Origin of the sequence: Brevundimonas sp. NPDC092305 (assembly GCF_044755415.1) — a bacterium.
Classification (GTDB): domain Bacteria; phylum Pseudomonadota; class Alphaproteobacteria; order Caulobacterales; family Caulobacteraceae; genus Brevundimonas.
Window position 1 is genome coordinate 1412777 of the sequence record NZ_JBIVQY010000001.1, and the last position, 16385, is coordinate 1429161.

At 65.4% G+C, this 16385-nt stretch carries 13 protein-coding genes and 2 pseudogenes; 10 read left to right on the top strand and 5 right to left on the bottom strand.

The features are described from left to right. Positions 1 to 88: 88 nt before the first annotated feature. A pseudogene (locus tag ACIQC9_RS07050) lies at positions 89 to 666 on the bottom strand (carboxypeptidase); the annotation flags it as partial. Positions 667 to 795: 129 nt separating this feature from the next. Between ACIQC9_RS07050 and ACIQC9_RS07055 the strand changes: the two are divergent. From ACIQC9_RS07055 to ACIQC9_RS07095, 9 genes and pseudogenes are all read left to right on the top strand, one after another. Then, positions 796 to 1707 (top strand): nuclear transport factor 2 family protein, encoded by a 912-nt coding sequence (locus ACIQC9_RS07055; RefSeq protein ID WP_400613858.1) that lies wholly within the window; start codon positions 796 to 798, stop codon positions 1705 to 1707. A gap of 1099 nt (positions 1708 to 2806) precedes the next feature. Further along, a pseudogene (locus ACIQC9_RS07060) lies at positions 2807 to 3118 on the top strand (hypothetical protein); the annotation flags it as partial. Between the two features lie 18 nt (positions 3119 to 3136). Then, the gene (locus tag ACIQC9_RS07065) at positions 3137 to 4027 is read left to right on the top strand and encodes a YadA C-terminal domain-containing protein (RefSeq protein ID WP_400615408.1); all 891 of its coding nucleotides are present in this window, start codon (positions 3137 to 3139) and stop codon (positions 4025 to 4027) included. 497 nt (positions 4028 to 4524) lie between these two features. Further along, positions 4525 to 5001 carry a toll/interleukin-1 receptor domain-containing protein gene (locus ACIQC9_RS07070; RefSeq protein WP_400613861.1) on the top strand — a complete coding sequence of 159 codons (477 nt, stop codon included), beginning with the start codon at positions 4525 to 4527 and terminating at the stop codon, positions 4999 to 5001. Between the two features lie 98 nt (positions 5002 to 5099). Beyond that, positions 5100 to 5513 (top strand): hypothetical protein, encoded by a 414-nt coding sequence (locus ACIQC9_RS07075; protein WP_400613863.1) that lies wholly within the window; start codon positions 5100 to 5102, stop codon positions 5511 to 5513. Between the two features lie 10 nt (positions 5514 to 5523). Continuing rightward, on the top strand, positions 5524 to 5913 hold the full coding sequence (locus ACIQC9_RS07080) for a TIR domain-containing protein (RefSeq protein WP_400613865.1): 390 nt from the start codon (positions 5524 to 5526) through the stop codon (positions 5911 to 5913). Further along, positions 5910 to 6899, top strand: a complete 990-nt coding sequence (locus ACIQC9_RS07085) for a caspase domain-containing protein (RefSeq protein ID WP_400613867.1) — start codon at positions 5910 to 5912, stop codon at positions 6897 to 6899. Before ACIQC9_RS07080 ends, ACIQC9_RS07085 begins: the two co-directional genes overlap by 4 nt. An 8-nt stretch (positions 6900 to 6907) precedes the next feature. Next, the gene (locus ACIQC9_RS07090; protein ID WP_400613868.1) at positions 6908 to 8068 is read left to right on the top strand and encodes a S8 family peptidase; all 1161 of its coding nucleotides are present in this window, start codon (positions 6908 to 6910) and stop codon (positions 8066 to 8068) included. 3 nt (positions 8069 to 8071) lie between these two features. Beyond that, positions 8072 to 8506: a TIR domain-containing protein gene (locus ACIQC9_RS07095; protein ID WP_400613870.1), complete on the top strand. Its 435-nt coding sequence runs from the start codon at positions 8072 to 8074 to the stop codon at positions 8504 to 8506. A 79-nt stretch (positions 8507 to 8585) separates the two neighbouring features. On the opposite strand, the gene ACIQC9_RS07100 is transcribed toward ACIQC9_RS07095, so the two are convergent. From ACIQC9_RS07100 to ACIQC9_RS07110, 3 genes are all read right to left on the bottom strand, one after another. After that, positions 8586 to 10754: a hypothetical protein gene (locus tag ACIQC9_RS07100; RefSeq protein ID WP_400613872.1), complete on the bottom strand. Its 2169-nt coding sequence runs from the start codon at positions 10752 to 10754 to the stop codon at positions 8586 to 8588. Positions 10755 to 10915: 161 nt separating this feature from the next. Continuing rightward, positions 10916 to 12016 carry an AAA family ATPase gene (locus ACIQC9_RS07105; protein WP_400613874.1) on the bottom strand — a complete coding sequence of 367 codons (1101 nt, stop codon included), beginning with the start codon at positions 12014 to 12016 and terminating at the stop codon, positions 10916 to 10918. Continuing rightward, complete coding sequence (locus tag ACIQC9_RS07110) at positions 12016 to 13407, bottom strand: TIR domain-containing protein (protein ID WP_400613876.1); 1392 nt, start codon at positions 13405 to 13407, stop codon at positions 12016 to 12018. The genes ACIQC9_RS07105 and ACIQC9_RS07110 overlap by 1 nt, the downstream gene beginning before the upstream one ends. 446 nt (positions 13408 to 13853) lie before the next feature. Between ACIQC9_RS07110 and ACIQC9_RS07115 the strand changes: the two genes are divergently transcribed. Beyond that, a complete protein-coding gene (locus tag ACIQC9_RS07115; protein ID WP_400613879.1) occupies positions 13854 to 14585 on the top strand; it encodes a hypothetical protein in 732 nt (243 codons plus the stop codon). A gap of 120 nt (positions 14586 to 14705) precedes the next feature. Here ACIQC9_RS07115 and ACIQC9_RS07120 read toward each other — a convergent pair whose 3' ends face one another. Then, the gene (locus ACIQC9_RS07120; protein ID WP_400613881.1) at positions 14706 to 16346 is read right to left on the bottom strand and encodes a tyrosine-type recombinase/integrase; all 1641 of its coding nucleotides are present in this window, start codon (positions 16344 to 16346) and stop codon (positions 14706 to 14708) included. Positions 16347 to 16385 lie beyond the last annotated feature (39 nt).

Consider the following 16385-nt stretch of genomic DNA (forward strand, 5'->3'; position numbering starts at 1 on the left):
CATGTCGCCGCCATATGACCGAACTGGCACAAGGCGCTCGCGGACAGGACGAGAAACCATTCCCGAAGCTAAGGGCGAGTTCCGCTCATCACCCCTCCCGCCCGATCGGGTACAGCCGATAGCGGTCATCATAGAACGGCGTCCGTTCGTAGAACCACTGCAATCGCGCATCACCGTTGGCCGCGAAATCCGGGTCCGCCGCCAGCTTCGCCTCGAACTCGGCCTTCAACGCCGGATCCGCCGCCAGCATGCGTTCGGCCAACGGCGCGATTGCATAGCCCTCGATGTATTCGACCCGGCTCAGCACCTCGGGGAACATTCCCCAGGCGAAGAAGCTCTCGCTAGACTGCGGCTCCAGCAGCAGCACCACGATGTCGCCCAGCGGCTGATCGGTCGCACCCGCACCGAGCCGGTCGGGAAGGTCCAGTCACGCGTCTCCCGCGTCACCTGCGTGACCGATATCTGGACGTAGCCCTCGTTGGCGCGCGTCGCCAGCTTCGGGTCGTCGAGTTTCAGCATCTCCACGTTCACGACCCGCGGTTCCGCCAGAGTCTCCATCGTTACGCCGTGCGCCCGCAGCCGCTCGATGATGTCCGGCCGGTACGACGGCACCCAGTAGGCCTCTGGCCGCTCCAGCGTCAGGGTCGAGTGTGAGCCGTAGACGGGCGGACGCCCCCTCACGAGGTTCCGGAGCCCATGGCGATGAAGCTGTCTTGAGGACGCGCGGCGATTAAGGCTCGACTCGACGAATATCCGTCGCGACGTGATGGCGGTCTGCGAGAAGGTGTGAGCAGCATGGCGACGGAGATCGCCATGCACCGACTTGCCCTGCTCACCCTGCCCGTCTTCGCGGTCACATCACCTGCTCTCGCCCAGACCCCTAATGCCGCGCCTGTCATCGCGGCGGAGCGGGCCTTCGCCGCCGACGGGGCGCGCCTGGGCATAGCTGCCAGCTTCAACACATGGGCGGCGCCCGAAGCGATCGTCATCGGCCCGCAGGGCGTGCAGCGCGTGCCCGACGCCTACCCGCCCGGGACGCCTCGTCCCGCCGACGAGCCGCTGCTGGAGTGGTGGCCGACCTCCGCCGGGATCTCGCGCTCGGGTGAGCTGGGCTTCACCACCGGCGGCGTTCAGGTCGCCGGTCGCCGCAGCGGGCACTACTTCACCATCTGGAAAGAACAGACCGACGGATCGTGGAAGTGGGTCTACGACGGCGGCTCGGTCGCCAGCGCGGCCAATGTTCCGGGACAGGAAAGTGAGCCGGTGATTCTGCCGCCGGGCCCGGGTTTGATCCAGGTGCTCCGGCCAGGCCCGACGGACACCGCGCCGCTTGCGTCCGAAGGCGCAATGAACGCCGTGCGGGAACTGGAGGCCGAACTCGCGAGGGCTGCCGTGACCGATCAAAGGGCGGCCCACCTCGCCCAGCTGGCCGATAACGGCCGCCTTTATGTCGCGTCCCAACCGCCTGCGATTGGAAGGGACGCGTTCGCCCAAGCGCTAAACGCGTGGCCCTCGACCTTTCGCTTCGGTCCGACCGAAGGCGGTGGCGCTTCCACGTATGGGGACCTGGTCTGGACCTATGGAAAGGCCGTCTGGACCCGTGACGGTCAGGCGCGCCAAGGTTATTATGTTCGACTGTGGCAGAGCCAGGAGGCGGGCTGGAAAATCGTGCTGGCCCAACTGGTTCCGGTTTCTCCCAACCCGTGACGCCCCAACCCCCTCTCTCCGCGAATGAGACGTATCGAGTGCGGTCGGGAGGTTTGATAGAGCTCAGCCGGGGCCGTCGGTGCTGCCTCAGCCGGCTGACGTTTCACACATGGCGACCTTGACCTCTCTCGATGTTTCGAGTTCGCCGTGACCGCAAATCCTTATGCAGAGAACCGAACATCCAGCATGGCCGCGCTCGCTGCGGAGCGTCTCGTCGCTCGCGTCCTCGCCTTTAGCGACGACGGTGTCGCCCCGCCTCCGACCACGCCCGTATCGTTCAGGACGAAACTGGCCGACCCGACACCGCTCACGCCTTGGGCCGTCTCCGCGATAGACCCAGGCCTCGTCGCTTCAATCAGGCCCGCGTTGCCGACGCGAACCGTCCGGTCGCTGATGATCCGCGCCGCTCCGAAGCCGGAAGCCCCGTCCGTACAGGCCGCCCGTAAGCCCGCCGGCGTTGGCTCTGACGATGCCGGACGACGTGTTGGTGAAGGTGTTCACGCGCCCGGATTCGCCTTGCTCGTCGGGAGTGCGGCGCAATGGGCGGCGGCAGAAGGGGGAGATGTACGGGGACGTGACATGGCGCGCTCTGATATCGATGCGGATCTCGAGCGGCCGCTATGAGGGCGCCCGCGCCCGCAGGCAGTCGGCGCGCGGCGACAGGAAGCGAAGAGATGGAAATGCGACGAAACAGGCGTGGAACCGCGAACTTGAGACTCCTTCCGGCACGCGTGCTCGTCGAACTCGCTGCGTGGGGCCGGACGGATGGCGAGGATGAGCTCTAAGCCGCTCGTCGTCCGCTCCCGACGGCGGTTCCGCCAGCATCGCTTGAGGCGGTTGCACCCCTCTGCCGTCGGAGCCGAAACTGATCCGTTCCGCCCATCCGATTGCGCCACCTTCAACTGAAGGAACTGAAGCGCGACGACCTACGGGACGCGGCGGAATTCAGACCGGGCAAGTTGCAGAAACGTCGTCGCCATTTCGCCCGGTTCATCGCACCTGTGTGGCGGCGACAGCTGTGGCCTGTAGTCCCCCGGCTCTTTGGGACAGTTCAATGAAACTCACGTTTTCACTCGGGTTCACTCTGGTGGGCCTTGTTATGGGATCGACAACTGCGGCTGCGCAGGTCGCCTGCACGACAAACACTTCTGCAGACTACTCGCTGAGTTGTGGTCTCCAGGCGAGCGCAACCGGTCTCGGCACGACTGCGGTCGGCGCTTTCGCCAATGCTGGCGGCACCGCATCTACTGCCGTCGGTCTTAACGCACAGGCTGCCGATGGATCAGTAGCAATCGGCGCCAGCTCATCCGCTGCAGGATCGGCCGTTGCATTAGGGCTCGGGGCTCTAGCGGAGGCAGAGAACAGCGTAGCTATCGGCCGAGAAAGCCAAGCCACGGAAGAATATACGGTTTCTTTCGGTAAGATCGGGATGACACGACGCCTCGTGAATCTCTCCGACGGCGTCGCTCCCACAGACGCCGCCACCGTCGGGCAGATGAACGGTCGCATCGACACCGCCACCGCCACGGCCAAAGCCTACACCGACACCGCCGTTAACGGCATCCTGACCTCCGCGCAAACCTACACAGACCGGGCGACGGCCGATCTTCTTACGTCGGCGCAAGACTACGCCGACACGTCAGCGACCCGGACCCTCGCCTCCGCTCAGTCCTACACTGATGACGCGTCTACCCGGACCCTGACATCCGCGCGGGCCTACACGGACACTACGGCCACGCAGACCCTGACCACGGCCCGCACCTACGCCGACGAAGCCGCTGCACGCACCCTCTCGTCTGCCCGGACGTACACCGACACCAGCGCCGCACAGACGCTAGGCTCTGCGCGTTCATACGCCGATGAGGCTGATGTACGCACCCTGGCTTCAGCTAACGCCCATTCGGACGCGGCCGCCACTCAAGCCCTGACCTCGGCGCGCACTTACGCCGATCAGGGGGACGCCAACACCCTGAGCGTCGCACGCACCTATGCCGACGCGGGCGACGTCCGGACCTTGGATCAAGCGAAGGCCTATATCGATGAACAGATTGCCGGCATCACCGGCGGCGGCACGGAAGAGATGCGCGCCTTCGCCAGTTCCGGCACGGCGGCCGCCATGGCGGCGGCGACCATTCCGCAGGCCTTCGAACCGGGCGGCACCACCATCGGTGCCGGCCTGGGCCACTGGCGTGGCGAATCGGCCATGTCCATCGGCGTGTCGCACCGTCTGGCTTCGGGCCGGATCAGTTTCCGCGGCTCGGCGAGCTTCGCCGACCGGGGCGGCTCGGGCGGCGCAGTCGGTGTTGGAATCAACTTCTGATCGGACGCCAGACGATCGAGGACCCTGTCGCGCTAGGCGCGGCGGGGCCTCCCGGCCCCCGTCTTCCCCCCTTTGAAAGACAGCGAGCCGGCTCAGTCTCATTGGTCGACGACGTCCGCGTCAGATGACTATGAATCCGTAAGAGCTCGCAAAATGGAGACCAAGCACGACCACCGCCGCAACGCTGAGTCGGCGTGTCATGGCGAAGAGCGGGGTCTGGTACGCTCCAAACAGGCCAGAGTTCGCGGGTGAACCGCCCCGAAACAACCCTAAGGCAATTTGATTGTCCCATCGACGCGAGGTTGCAGGGCGTCGCGACGTCCACACTTCGCCCTGTCTGTGCTTGGGCCCTGCAACTTCGGCCCGGTCTCCTGACGATTTGCACAATCTTAGATACATGCGTGAAGAAATCTACTCGCCATGAAGCTGCTTTCTGGGCTAGGCGTGGCTAAAGTCGGAGGCGCGGTATCGCTTCGGCGGAAGTGCACAGGTTTCACATGGTCAAGGTCTTCATCTCGCACCAGAAGGCGGACTCGGGGCTGAGCGAGAACATCGCGCGCAGGCTCAGGGAACGCCACGACATCGCCTGCTATCTGGACGTGGCCGACGGCCTGTTCGCCCGCGGCGAGGATCTGGCCGATCATATCCGTAGCCGGATGGCGGACTGCACGCAGTTGCTCGCGGTCGTACTGCCGGCGACACTGGCGTCACAATGGGTGCCTTGGGAAGTCGGGGTGGCGACTGAGAAAAACTATCCTCTCGCCACCTACTCCGGACAAAACGCCGTGCCGCCGGAGTTCCTGCGTAAATGGCCATACATGCGGACCGACGCGGAGCTGGACGAGTATGCCCGCATCTCGAAGGCGGCCGACCTGAGCCTCCGGCGCAAGTTGATCCTGCTGAGCGAGAGCGTCGCGCGCAGGCAAGTCGCCAGCGACTTCTATGCGGACCTGCGCCGCGCCCTCCGCCAATGATCCAGACGCGAACCGCCACGGTGACCGCTCGACGCCGGGTAGGGGTCAGCGGCCATCAGCAGAGACCGGGCCTCGACTGGGACTGGACCCGGTCCGCCATGATCGACGCGATCAAGAGCCGTGGCCCCTTCACCGAAGCCCTGACCAGTCTGGCCGTCGGAAGCGACCAGCTCTTCGCCAAAGCCTGTCTTGGCGCGGGAATTCCGGTCACCGCAATCATTCCCCTGCCGGACTACGACCGCTTCTTCACCGGTGACGGTCTCAAAGCCTATCGCCGGCTGCTGGACCACTCGCAGCCCATCCAGCTCGCCGGGGCGGTGGACCCCGAAACCGCCTTCCTTGAGGCCGGCCTCCATGTGGCCAACCGGAGCGATCTGCTTATCCTGGTCTGGGACGGGGAACCTGCGGCGGGCCGCGGCGGCGTCGGAGACATCGCCGACCATGCCCGGAACCACGGCATTCCCTTCCTTCACCTCAATCCCATCACCCGAACGACGCGCGCGTCACCCTAACGAGGCAGCCTTGGCCAAGACAAAGGTCTTCATCAGTTTCGACTACGATCACGACGAGACACTGAAGGTGTTCCTCGTCGGCCAGGCGAGGAATTCGGACAGCCCGTTTGAGTTGGCCGACTGGTCGATCAAGGAGCACATCGACGAAAACTGGAAGGCCAAGGCCAGGACCCGCATCAAGGCGGTGGATGTCGTCTGCGTCATCTGCGGCGAGCATACCAATACGGCCGCTGGCGTGAGCGCGGAGCTCCGGATCGCGCAGGACGAGGGCGTCCCCTACTTTCTGCTGAACGGCTACAGCGGCAAGACGTGCATCAAGCCAATAGCCGCTAAGGCCGAAGACCAGATCTACAACTGGACCTGGGATAACCTGAAGATCCTCGTCGGGGGCGGACGATGACCAAACGCGCCCTTGTAATCGGCATCGACGCCTATGCGGAGCGCCCCTTGCGCGGTTGCGTCAATGACGCCGTGGCCGTGGCGCAGCTTCTGGAGAGCAACGGCGACGGGTCGCCAAACTTTTCCGTTCGCAGCCTGACGAGCGCGGACCAGGATGTGGACAGCGCCGCGCTCAGCGTCGCCGTCGCCGATCTGTTCAAGGCCGAGGCCGAAACCGCAGTCCTGTATTTCGCCGGTCACGGCCTGATCAACCCAGAGACCAACGCCGGCTACATCGTCAGCCAGGATGGGCGCCGCGGCGCCTGGGGCCTGTCCCTCGCCGAAGTCCTAGGTCTGGCCAATGACGCCTATCCGCGCATCAAGTCCACGGTGATCATTCTGGACTGCTGCCATTCCGGCTACGCTGGCGAGATCCCCGGGCTGGCGGCGGGCTCTCCGTCGGTGATCGGCACCGGGGTCACCATCCTGACCGCCAGCCATCGCGAGGGCGAGGCGGAAGACGGGGTGCGGCACGGCCTGTTCACCGACATCCTCCTGGACGGCCTGCAGGGCGGTTGTTCGGACATCTGCGGCAACATCACCCCTGCGGCGCTGTATTCCCACGTCGACCAGACCCTCGGTCCCTGGGAGCAGCGCCCGATCTACAAGGCCAACGTCCAGACCTTCATCACCCTGAGACAGGTCGCGCCCAAGGTGCCCATGGATGTCTTACGGCGGCTCCCGGAGTATTTCCCCGATCGCGCCGCCACCTACGCGCTCGATCCGTCCTTCGAGGAGGATCGCCGCAACGCGCCGGAGTACGATCACATCGCCGTGGACCCGGACAAGGTGCGGATCTTCAAGGAGCTCCAGGCCTGCAATCGTCACGGTCTGGTCGTGCCGGAGGGCGCGGACCACATGTACTACGCCGCGATGCATTCGGCCGGCTGCCGACTGACCGCGCTCGGAGCCCATTACCGAAAACTCGCTGAAACCCGCAGGCTCTAGGATCCTCCGTGACCCGCTACATTGTTCTTCAGACCAATTCACAGCCGTCGGGCGTTGCCGTAGGCGTCCGCAACGCCGCAGCACCGTCGTCCGACCTGCGTCTCCTTGTTGAGGCTTTCCCGCCGGCCGCGGTCGCGGATATCCGGCGCGACCCGACGGTCCGGGCGGTGGCGCCGGTCATGCCGACGCGTCTGATCGCGCCGCTCGCGGCCTCATCTTCCGCCGCCGGCGACAGCTGGGGTCTGGCCGCGATCGGGGCCGACGCCACCCGCTATTCCGGCGAGGGCGCGACCGTCGCCGTCCTAGACACCGGGATCGACCGCCGGCATCCCGCCTTCCAGGGCGTCGAACTGATCGAGCGCGACTTCACCGGACACGGGGATGGAGATGTCCACGGTCACGGCACCCATTGCGCAGGAACGATCTTTGGACGGGACGTGGAGGGTCGACGGATCGGCGTGGCGCGCGGTGTCGGCCGCGCGTTGGTCGGCAAGGTTCTTGGCGACGACGGAAAGGGCGGATCCGACATGGTGTTCGACGCCCTCCATTGGGCGATGGGGGCGGGTGCCCAAGTGGTTTCGATGTCCCTCGGCTTCGACTTCCCCGGAATGGTCAACCGACTGGTCGCTGACGGCTGGCCGATCGATCTTGCCACCTCGGTCGCGCTTGAGGCCTACCGCGAGAACCTGCGGATGTTCGACGCCCTCATGGCAATCATCAAGGCGAATGCGCCGTTCGGCGCCTCGCCGGTCGTGATCGCGGCCGCCGGCAACGAGAGCCGGAGGGACCAGCGACCTGACCATCGCATCGCCGCCTCCCTCCCCGCCGCCGCCGCCGACGTGGTTTCCGTCGGCGCCTTCGGCCCGGGCGCCGGCGGATACGACATCGCGACCTTCTCCAACAGTCAGCCCGTCCTGGTCGCCCCGGGCGTGGACATCGTGTCCGCCGAACCCGGCGGCGGCCTCGTGGCCATGAGCGGGACCAGCATGGCGGGGCCTCATGCTGCGGGGGTGGCCGCCCTGTGGCTGCAGTCGCTTCTGGCCGGCCCCACGCGGCCGACGGGAAAAATGATCGCGGCGCGCCTGATCAGCACGACCCGGACCGACGGATTCGTCGCCGGCGTGGACGGCGCCGACCTGGGACAAGGGCGTCTGCTCGCCCCCGTCTGACGCATGGTCGAACATCGCATTCATGTGTTCATCAGTCATTCGTGGCGGCACAGCCATCACTACGAAACCCTGAGGCGCTGGCTGAGGGAGACGGACTGGCGCGCCGGTCGCGCGCGGCTGCTCTTCTGCGATCATTCCGTGTCCCGGGAACGCCGCATACCCGGCGTCCGCAGCGGAGCGGCGCTCAGCCGCAGACTCAAGTCGAAAATCGCCCGCTGTCATGTCGTCGTGATCCCGACGGGGATCTACGCGTCTCTCAGCCCTTGGATGCAGGTCGAGATCGAACTGGCGGAGGCTCTTGGTAAACCGATCCTTGCGGTCGATCTGCGCGGCGCCCGACGGACGTCGACGGTCGTAAGCCAGGCGGCCGCCACGATCGTGGGTTGGAGGGCGGCCTCCGTGGCCTCCGGGATCTGGCGGCTGTTTCGCGATCGCTGACCGCTTGGTCAGTGCTCCGCAGGTCGCCACGTCCGGCGCGCCCTCGCTGTCCAAAGACGTCCAGAAGAGCCCGTTGTGGCTAGTCGACCAGGGCGGCCATTGTCGCGGCCAAAGCGATCAGGATAAACACGACCGCAAACATGATGTGAACGAGAAATATCCGGACCCGCGTGTCCCGGTCGGCTCGGTCGGCAGCGTGACCGAAGGCCGCCTCAATGACCCATATCACTTGCGAGGCCCACCCCCGTCGCCCGCCCGAGCGCTTCCTCAGCCGGGCTATCGCGGCCGCGATCTCGTCGATGAAGGCCTTCAGGCTCTCCTCCAGCTCTAGGGTTCCAGCGTAGAGCGCGCTGATCATGGCCGCGGTGAAGGCGAGCAGCCCGATGGCGGCCGATCCCAGAATGGCGGCGAATAGCAGGCCAGGTGCGCCGGCGATGTCCCTCGCCCAGACGAAACCGGCTCCCGCGCCGATCGCGCCCGCGGCGCCAAGTCCGAAAATGGCGGCCCGCCAACGCCGATCGTCGCGACCGAGCCCGAGCGGCGCGAGCAGGGCGCCAAGCGCGCGCGTGGCGGCCAGGGACGGTCGATCGGGGTGTTGCACCCGGCGCGCCATAAACTCGATGAACGGTCGGTCCGAATGGACGCCATCCTGATCGGGGCGACCGAACCGTACGCCGGCGGGCCCTGCAGTTCCGGGTCCGCGACGCAGTCCGTCGAGCATCCGCCGGATACAGGCCCGAATAATCGTGCTGTCGCCGGCGCCGAGGCGGCCGATCAGCCGGACCCGCAGCCAGTCCGGCATGTCGCCTACGCGCAGCCATGGAAGTCCATTCAGCCGACCCGCTCCGGTCGACAAACTCACGGGTCGGCCCAAGTGGTCCTGCAGCAATCTTCCGAGCGACGCGGTGAGATCGGGATGGATCGTCGGATAGACCGCACAGGCGCATAGCCAGCGATAGGTGGCCGGCCCGAGCCAGGACGCCAGCTCGCGATCGAGACGATCAAGATCCTCAGGCGATGGCGGCGTGTCGGTCGTCAGTCCCGCGCGATCGCTAAACAGGAAGGGCGGCAAAGGGCAGCGTTTCGCTCCGCCGCCTCGCAGGTTTCCGGGCGCGACATCACTAGCGAGCTGGCGAGCGGCCTCTGCCAGACCTCCGAGCGTCGCCGGCGCGCTCGCGCCCTCGTCTGGTCCGGCCTCGGATCGGATCCCGATCGCGCCCCCGACGCCCGCCTGGCTGGAATCGATAAAAACGCGTCGCTCCCACGGATCCAGTCCCTCGAACCAGCGCGGGCCGAGCGCTGACGCGAGATCAACACCGTCCCCAAACAGGATGAGCCGCTCCTCCTCGGAGATTCGGAGGGTCCGTAAGGCCGCCGGCCGACCACCCCTGTCATCGCGCACGCGGTCGGGCGCGCCTTCGAAAAAGTATCGCCTGACGCCGAGCCCGGCGCGCGCCAACGCGTCCGACACCGCCTCGGCCCACCGAGCCGCATGGTCCAGTCCGGACCGCCTGTCGATCAGGATCGTGTAGTCCGGCAGCGACCTGCCTATACGCTCGACGACGGTGAAGACACCCGCCGCGCGCGCGCTCGCCATCACGCTGGCCGGCACGTCGATCCGGGAGGGTCCCAGGCCCGGGGTCCGGAATCGGTCGGCCACCCTGTCGAGTCGTCTCGCTTCGAGCCGCGCCCCTGCGCTGTCTAGATAAAGCTCTGTCAGCCGAGATCGGTCAGCCCGGCGCCCCCGGCGTAGACCGGATCGTCGCAGGAGGATTGTCGCCGCCCAGCCGAGTGAGAGCACGCCCATGGCGGCGGCCGCGGTCAACACCGGTACGGGCGTCTCCCCGCTCAGAAGGGTCGCTACGGATGGCGCCTGGTCGAGGGCGACCCGTGGCGCGTCGCCGCCCTGACCGGCGACCACTCCGTCGGCGACGTTCACCCGTGTCCACGCCTCCCCAAGCAGCCCGACCGCAATCCCGACGCCGGCGATCCCGGTCATGAACAGCTGAAAGATGAACACCCATCGCTGCACCCGCGATCGGAACATCCTGTTCAGAAATAACCGCAGCGGATGGATTCGCCCGAAGGTCTCGGGATGGCCGACCGAAGCGCGCCACCACCGATCGACCACGGCCTGCAGGCGGTCCCGTCCATCAGGGTCCCGAACGATCAGGGGCGCGATGTGATCGCAGAGGATCCGGGAACTCGTCCCCTGCCCGCCAGCTTCAAGTTCGGCGAGGATGGCCATGACGCGGAGACGACCGTCCAGTCCAAGGACAAACCCGCTGGCCTCGATATTCTGCAACAGTCCGCGACTGAGCGCGTGGGCCGCGCGCCCCGTCGACGAAGCCCAGGCTGCGAGGGCGTCATCATAATAACGCTCATAGTCCGTGGACGTCATGAGCGGGGCTAGCGACGCGCCGGAGGCACCGATGCGATCGCATCGATCAGAATAGCCTGGTCACCCTGGGATTTCGCCAGGAGCGGGGCCGCGTCGAGGGCTATCATCCTCTGGTCCGCGAGCGACCGGTTCGGATCCGCCCCGAGCGCCGCAGTGGCCTGAAGAAACTGAATAAGTTCAGCGATGCCCGGCGGCTTCTGCATCTCGTCGGCTTCGCGAATTCGTTCGAAAAGGATCCGCACGTCGCGCCGGAAGATCGAGCCCTCGTCGAAGACCCCGCCGAGCCGCGACATCAGGATATCGTCCAGCTCCTCGCCGGTCGGATAGGTCATGTGGATGTAGGCGCAGCGTCTCAGGAAAGCGTCCGGCAAGGCTCGTTCGCCGTTGGTGGTCACCAGAACGATCGGCCGCAGCCCGACCTCGAGCTGGGGCGTCTGGAGGCCCTGCAGCTCGGGAATACGGAACCCGAGGGTATTCAGCTCGTCGAGCAGGTCGTTGGGAAAATCCCGCGGCGCCTTGTCGATTTCGTCGATGATAACTACGGCCTGGCGCGGCGCCTCGGCTCGCAGCAACCGATGAAGCTCCGCCTGTACGGGCAGAAGATCAGCATCATGAGACTCTTCGAAGACCGCGGGCGAAAGGAAATGGCGGCGGGTGGCGAGGGGCGAACCAAGCAGGATCGCCAACCCGAGAGGGGCGTAGTTGATATAATCGCGGACATCGACGACCGCGCCGGTTTGGCTTGCCCGGAAGTGCCGGACCGCGTCGTACTCATAGAGGATGTCTCGGGCTACGCTGGTGGATTTGGTCGTGAACTTCAGCGGTTCGGGACGGCCGAGCTCCCAAGCGATCGCATAGCCGAGCTGGGTCTTGCCGGACCCGGGTTCGCCCGAGACCAAGAGAGGCGTTCGAAGGGCCAAGGCCACGTTTACTGCGGTAATGATCGCCTGACCGCGAGGTGAGCCGCCGAGTCGGTATCCCTCGGGACGGGTCTGGGCGGCGATCAGGGTTTCGCTGACCTCCAGCGACCGAATGGGGAAGTCTTCGCCGCGCGCGACGCCGGATCCTCTGTAGAAATCCAGAAAGCGGGAACTGTCTTCATCGCTCATCACACATACCCTGCGTTCAATAGAATGGGCGACGCGACGGTCGCCCAGGCTTTCATCGGCATGGCGCCCTCGGCTCGATCGGTCGCGAACAGACCTGCGAAGTCATCGGCCATCCGGCCTCGGACGCCTTCCGGCTGATCGGCGAACAGGACGTCGGTCTCGACCCATTCCCGGGCGCATAGGGTGGTCACATTGCCCAACTCCGGGACGATGCACAGACCAGAGCCTGCAGCCGGATCCGGAGTCTTCTTCAGTGAGGCCTTGAGCCGCTCCAGCCAGCCGGTGGAGCACGCTTGGGCCGGATCGAGCACGATCTCCAGCACGGGGAGAAGCGTGAGCGATGCGGCGTTGGCCACATCGAGCGGGAAGGTGTTCCAGAAGTCGTTCCACGCCCGGACTGCGGCCGCCGCGCCAGCCTTGTCCCCCGGCGCAAGTGTTCTGCGCGCGGCGACGACGCGGCAGATTCCGTTTTCCGCGAACGACGCCGCTAGTCGCCGGCAACGTTCGTCCACGCCATCTTCGCGACCTCCGAGCCGCAGACGTCGACTATCGAGCTGGAACCGCTCGCCCAAGGTCGACAGAAGGCCCTCCGCAAACGCCTGAGTGTCATCGAGAGACGCCGTCGGCCACCGAACACGAAGTATCTGCAGGCTTTCGGCCGAACACACTGCGTGTGCGATTTCCGGAAGCACACGGCGCACCAGAGTGGTGCTCGAAAAGCGCCCGAGCTCGTCCTCCGGCCGCCCCCGTACGACGAGGATTGGGGATGAATGTCTTCGGATCGACGCAGCGGCGACGTCGCGTTGCTGGAACCGGTCCACCAGATAGGGGATGTGATACTCCGCGGGGAGTGGGCTCCCGCCCAGGGGGGCCGTCGATCGAGCGTCAGCCGCCCGGACCCTGTCGCTGAGATATCGGGCGAGGCGGGCGACGTCCCCTTCCGCCGCGGGCGCGATCCGATAGAGGCCTGACCCGTCAGCCTCCACCCAAGCGTTGAATCCCTGAACGCCGCCTGTCAGCGCGCGGTCGAACGCCTCGTCCGCCCGGTCGAGAAATGCTGGCAAGACGCAGTAACGCTCCGGATTCTGCTCCATCATCGCCAGCCCACGCTCGGTTTCCCGCCGGACCTCCCGGGCTCGCGCGGCCGCGGCGGACGGGAAGACCAACATGGCGCAGCTCCGAGCGATCGCCTGATCGACGACGGAGGTCCATCGGTCGGCCTTGCTGATCGACCCGACGAAATGAACCGGCGCGAGGTCGAGGCCGGCGTCCTCCGGCTTGTCGATCCACAGGGGCACGCCCGCCTCGAGGAGGGCCATGACGACCGGACGCAGCCGGGCGTTGTCCGCACTCGCATGCGAAATGAAGACGTACGCGCTGAGTCCTGTCATGGCCCCTCCCCTCGCCACCCAATACACATTCTATCCCGCACGAAAAGCAGGCTGTGGTTGTCGCAGGTTGAAGACCGTATGGACCGCCAGAGAACGGGTTGGTGGTTAATGGAAGGGCGAAATGACCGCAAAACGCAGTTCGCCCGGCGATCCGCCGCGATTTGAAGACCCGAAGGCGCGGATGACGACCCTTGGAAGGACAACCATGAGCTCTCACCCTTCGCACGTGGTGTCGCCAACTCCAGCGACTGTCGGGCCATCGCCAATGGCGCATCGCCGCTGCGGTTAGATGTGATCTAGCCTGTCTTGACCCTGCCAATGCCTGTTTTGGCTCAACCGGGTACCTACGAGGAAAACCGATCGGGAATTCGTGTCGAGCAAGACGGACCCGGATTTATACTCGAAGCGGGTCAATCCACGATCCTGACCAGTTTTGAGGCTCTGCCATGACGCCGCCCATCGAAACCCTGGTCCAGTTGGTCAGCGCAGTAGCCACTGCAGCGGCGGCCATCTTCGCCGCCCTTAGCGCGCGAAGCGCAGCTCTTTCCGCCAAGGAGATGGAGCGGGCTCGAGAGCTCGCCAGCGCGCCGGTTCTCACCATCACGCCGCAGCGTGGAGACCTCGCCTACTATTTCGACATGGGAAACGGTTATGACGCCATGTCTGATCGCAACAACGCGTTCGCCCTCGAGAACCACGGCAACGGTCCGGCGCTGAATCTCCTTGTTCACTTAGAGTTAGACCTTCAGGAGCCTCCGCTGGCGGCTGAAATCCTTTTGGTCGAGAGCGTCGGGAAGCTCCCGAGAAAGTGCTTCGCGGGGCCGGCTGGGCTCCGATGGGAGAGCGCCCACCCTCGCCTCGCCCCCACCGCTCTTCACGAAGAACAGCTTATCGTTTCGCTGGCAAAGGCGGAGGCCGAAACCCTCACGCTCTCGACCGCCCTCATGCGCCGATGGGTGCTGGACGCTATCAGCTACAACGTCGCAAAGGTCACTGGCCGGCAACACGTGGCGCATCTCACGATCACAGTGACCTACGATACGGTGCTTCAACGCGCACTGAGGTCCTCCTTCAGGTTCCGGCTAAGCTCGGGGCGAATGCCGACTGTCGGCGAGCAATTGCAGTCCTTCTCCGGGGGCGCCACGTATGCTGTTGCAGTCGAACCGGTTCCCCTCTAGCTCGCCAACGACGCTCCGCGCGTCGATTCTTGTCGAAGAGCAAACTTCCGCGATCAGGCCGCGATCGATACGCAGCTGACGGCGTTCACCCCGTTGAAGATGAGGCTGAAGCGACCAGTATCAAAAGCCGTCGATCCAGCGCTGCAGTTCGGAGACATCGCCGCGACCGGCGTAATCCAGTCCCGCGCGGGTCAGAATCTCCAGATGCACCTCTGAGGCGTCGGAGCGCCGCGCCGCCTTCATGCCGAGAAGAAGGACGGCTTGGTGCAGATCGCCTCGGCGAACCAGCTCGTGGGCCTCTTGTTTCGCCGGCGTCAGATCCGCCGTCCTGACCGCTCCCTCGACGGTGGATTGGTCTCCCATCGGCGTGACGGACTTGCCCGTCAGATGGTTTGCCCATGCCGTCAGCGCCGCGAGCTTTTCCGGCAAGTAGGTGTGGCGGTCGTACACGGCCGTCACCGCCGCCCCGTCGTTCGGCGTATGCCCGAGCACGAGGCCGACAATGAACCGGCTGACCCCGTATCGACCGGTCAGCGCTGTCGCCCCGGTACGCCGCACGTCGTGCGGCGACCGCTGGGGCATCCTGGTCCTCGTGCAAATCCGGGCGAAAGCCCGGGTGATCGCTCGGGTCTCGATGTGCTGGTCCGCGACATGGGCTGACGGGAAGACGAAAGGGCTCGCCGGATCGAGGGCGAAGGCCTTCGCGAATACCTCGCGAACCTCCTGCGTGAGCGGCACGACGTGGATGTGTTTCGCCTTCGCCCGCGCGGTCGGGATGGTCCATTGCCCGGCCGAAAGATCAACCTCGCATTTCATGGCTCCGGCGACCTCGTTTCGCCGCGTGAGCGTGAGCATGAGCAATTGCATCGCCAGTCCGGTCACGGGCTCCGGTCGCGCGACGTTTTTCCTGATCTCCTCGTCCGTGAGCGGCGTTTCGGCGGTTATCGCGGCATCCCAGATCACCTTAAGACCAGCGTCATCGAACATCCGGTCCCGCGAGACCATGGCCAGCGGTCGCGCCAGACCGGCGACGGGGTTCGCCTCCAGCTTTTCTTCGAGGACGGCGTAGTTCAGGACCGACTGGAGCAGCCCCGCGATGGACGCCACGCTGCCGGCTGCGAGCTTTTTGTCGACGACGAGCGATCGGACGAACACCTTGACCCCGGCGCGGCGGAGTTCGCGGTAGCGCATCCGCCCCAGCGGTTTCGTGATGTGGTTTCTCCAGATGCTCCTCTCGTTTTCGATCGTTATCGCCCGCTTGGGCCGTTTGCGGCCGCCATGGAGCCCGACCTTCGCAGCCTCCCAATACTCCTCGGCCAATTCATCGAGTGTTTCGTCTGTGCGAGCACGCTGCCGCTCCAGCTGGCGTTCCTCCGCGGGGTCGCGCCCCTCAACGATCTGCACCCGCGCAGCGGCCGCCTTCTTGCGAGCAAGCGCCAGGGACAGGTCAGGGTAGACGCCAAGAAGAAGTCGACGACGGGAGCCGTTAAGCCCGGTGTATCGCAGCTCGAACTGCTTGGCGCCGGAGTTGTAGACCCGTAGGGTCAACCCGGGACTTCCAACGATGTTATGGTCCCGCGCACGGTCGTCCGGACGGAGAGCAGCCAGCTGGCGATCGGTGTTGAGCTTCGCTGAGCTGGCCAACGTCACATCCCCATTTTTCAGGCAGCGAATACCTACCAGAGGTGAGCGAAAATGCAACGCCAGAGGGATTTTCAGGACAATGTCTGGCGAAAACCGCTGAATAGTCGTGAAACACATTTCTATTTTAATTCATGAGTTTACTAGATACCGGAAATA

Coding starts and splice junctions, on each gene's coding strand:
- ACIQC9_RS07055 (WP_400613858.1), top strand. CDS start 796: ATGGCGACGGAGATCGCCATGCACCGACTTGCCCTGCTCACCCTGCCC.
- ACIQC9_RS07065 (WP_400615408.1), top strand. CDS start 3,137: ATGACACGACGCCTCGTGAATCTCTCCGACGGCGTCGCTCCCACAGAC.
- ACIQC9_RS07070 (WP_400613861.1), top strand. CDS start 4,525: ATGGTCAAGGTCTTCATCTCGCACCAGAAGGCGGACTCGGGGCTGAGC.
- ACIQC9_RS07075 (WP_400613863.1), top strand. CDS start 5,100: ATGATCGACGCGATCAAGAGCCGTGGCCCCTTCACCGAAGCCCTGACC.
- ACIQC9_RS07085 (WP_400613867.1), top strand. CDS start 5,910: ATGACCAAACGCGCCCTTGTAATCGGCATCGACGCCTATGCGGAGCGC.
- ACIQC9_RS07095 (WP_400613870.1), top strand. CDS start 8,072: ATGGTCGAACATCGCATTCATGTGTTCATCAGTCATTCGTGGCGGCAC.
- ACIQC9_RS07100 (WP_400613872.1), bottom strand. CDS start 10,754: ATGGCCATCCTCGCCGAACTTGAAGCTGGCGGGCAGGGGACGAGTTCC.
- ACIQC9_RS07105 (WP_400613874.1), bottom strand. CDS start 12,016: ATGAGCGATGAAGACAGTTCCCGCTTTCTGGATTTCTACAGAGGATCC.
- ACIQC9_RS07110 (WP_400613876.1), bottom strand. CDS start 13,407: ATGACAGGACTCAGCGCGTACGTCTTCATTTCGCATGCGAGTGCGGAC.
- ACIQC9_RS07115 (WP_400613879.1), top strand. CDS start 13,854: ATGACGCCGCCCATCGAAACCCTGGTCCAGTTGGTCAGCGCAGTAGCC.
- ACIQC9_RS07120 (WP_400613881.1), bottom strand. CDS start 16,346: ATGTGTTTCACGACTATTCAGCGGTTTTCGCCAGACATTGTCCTGAAA.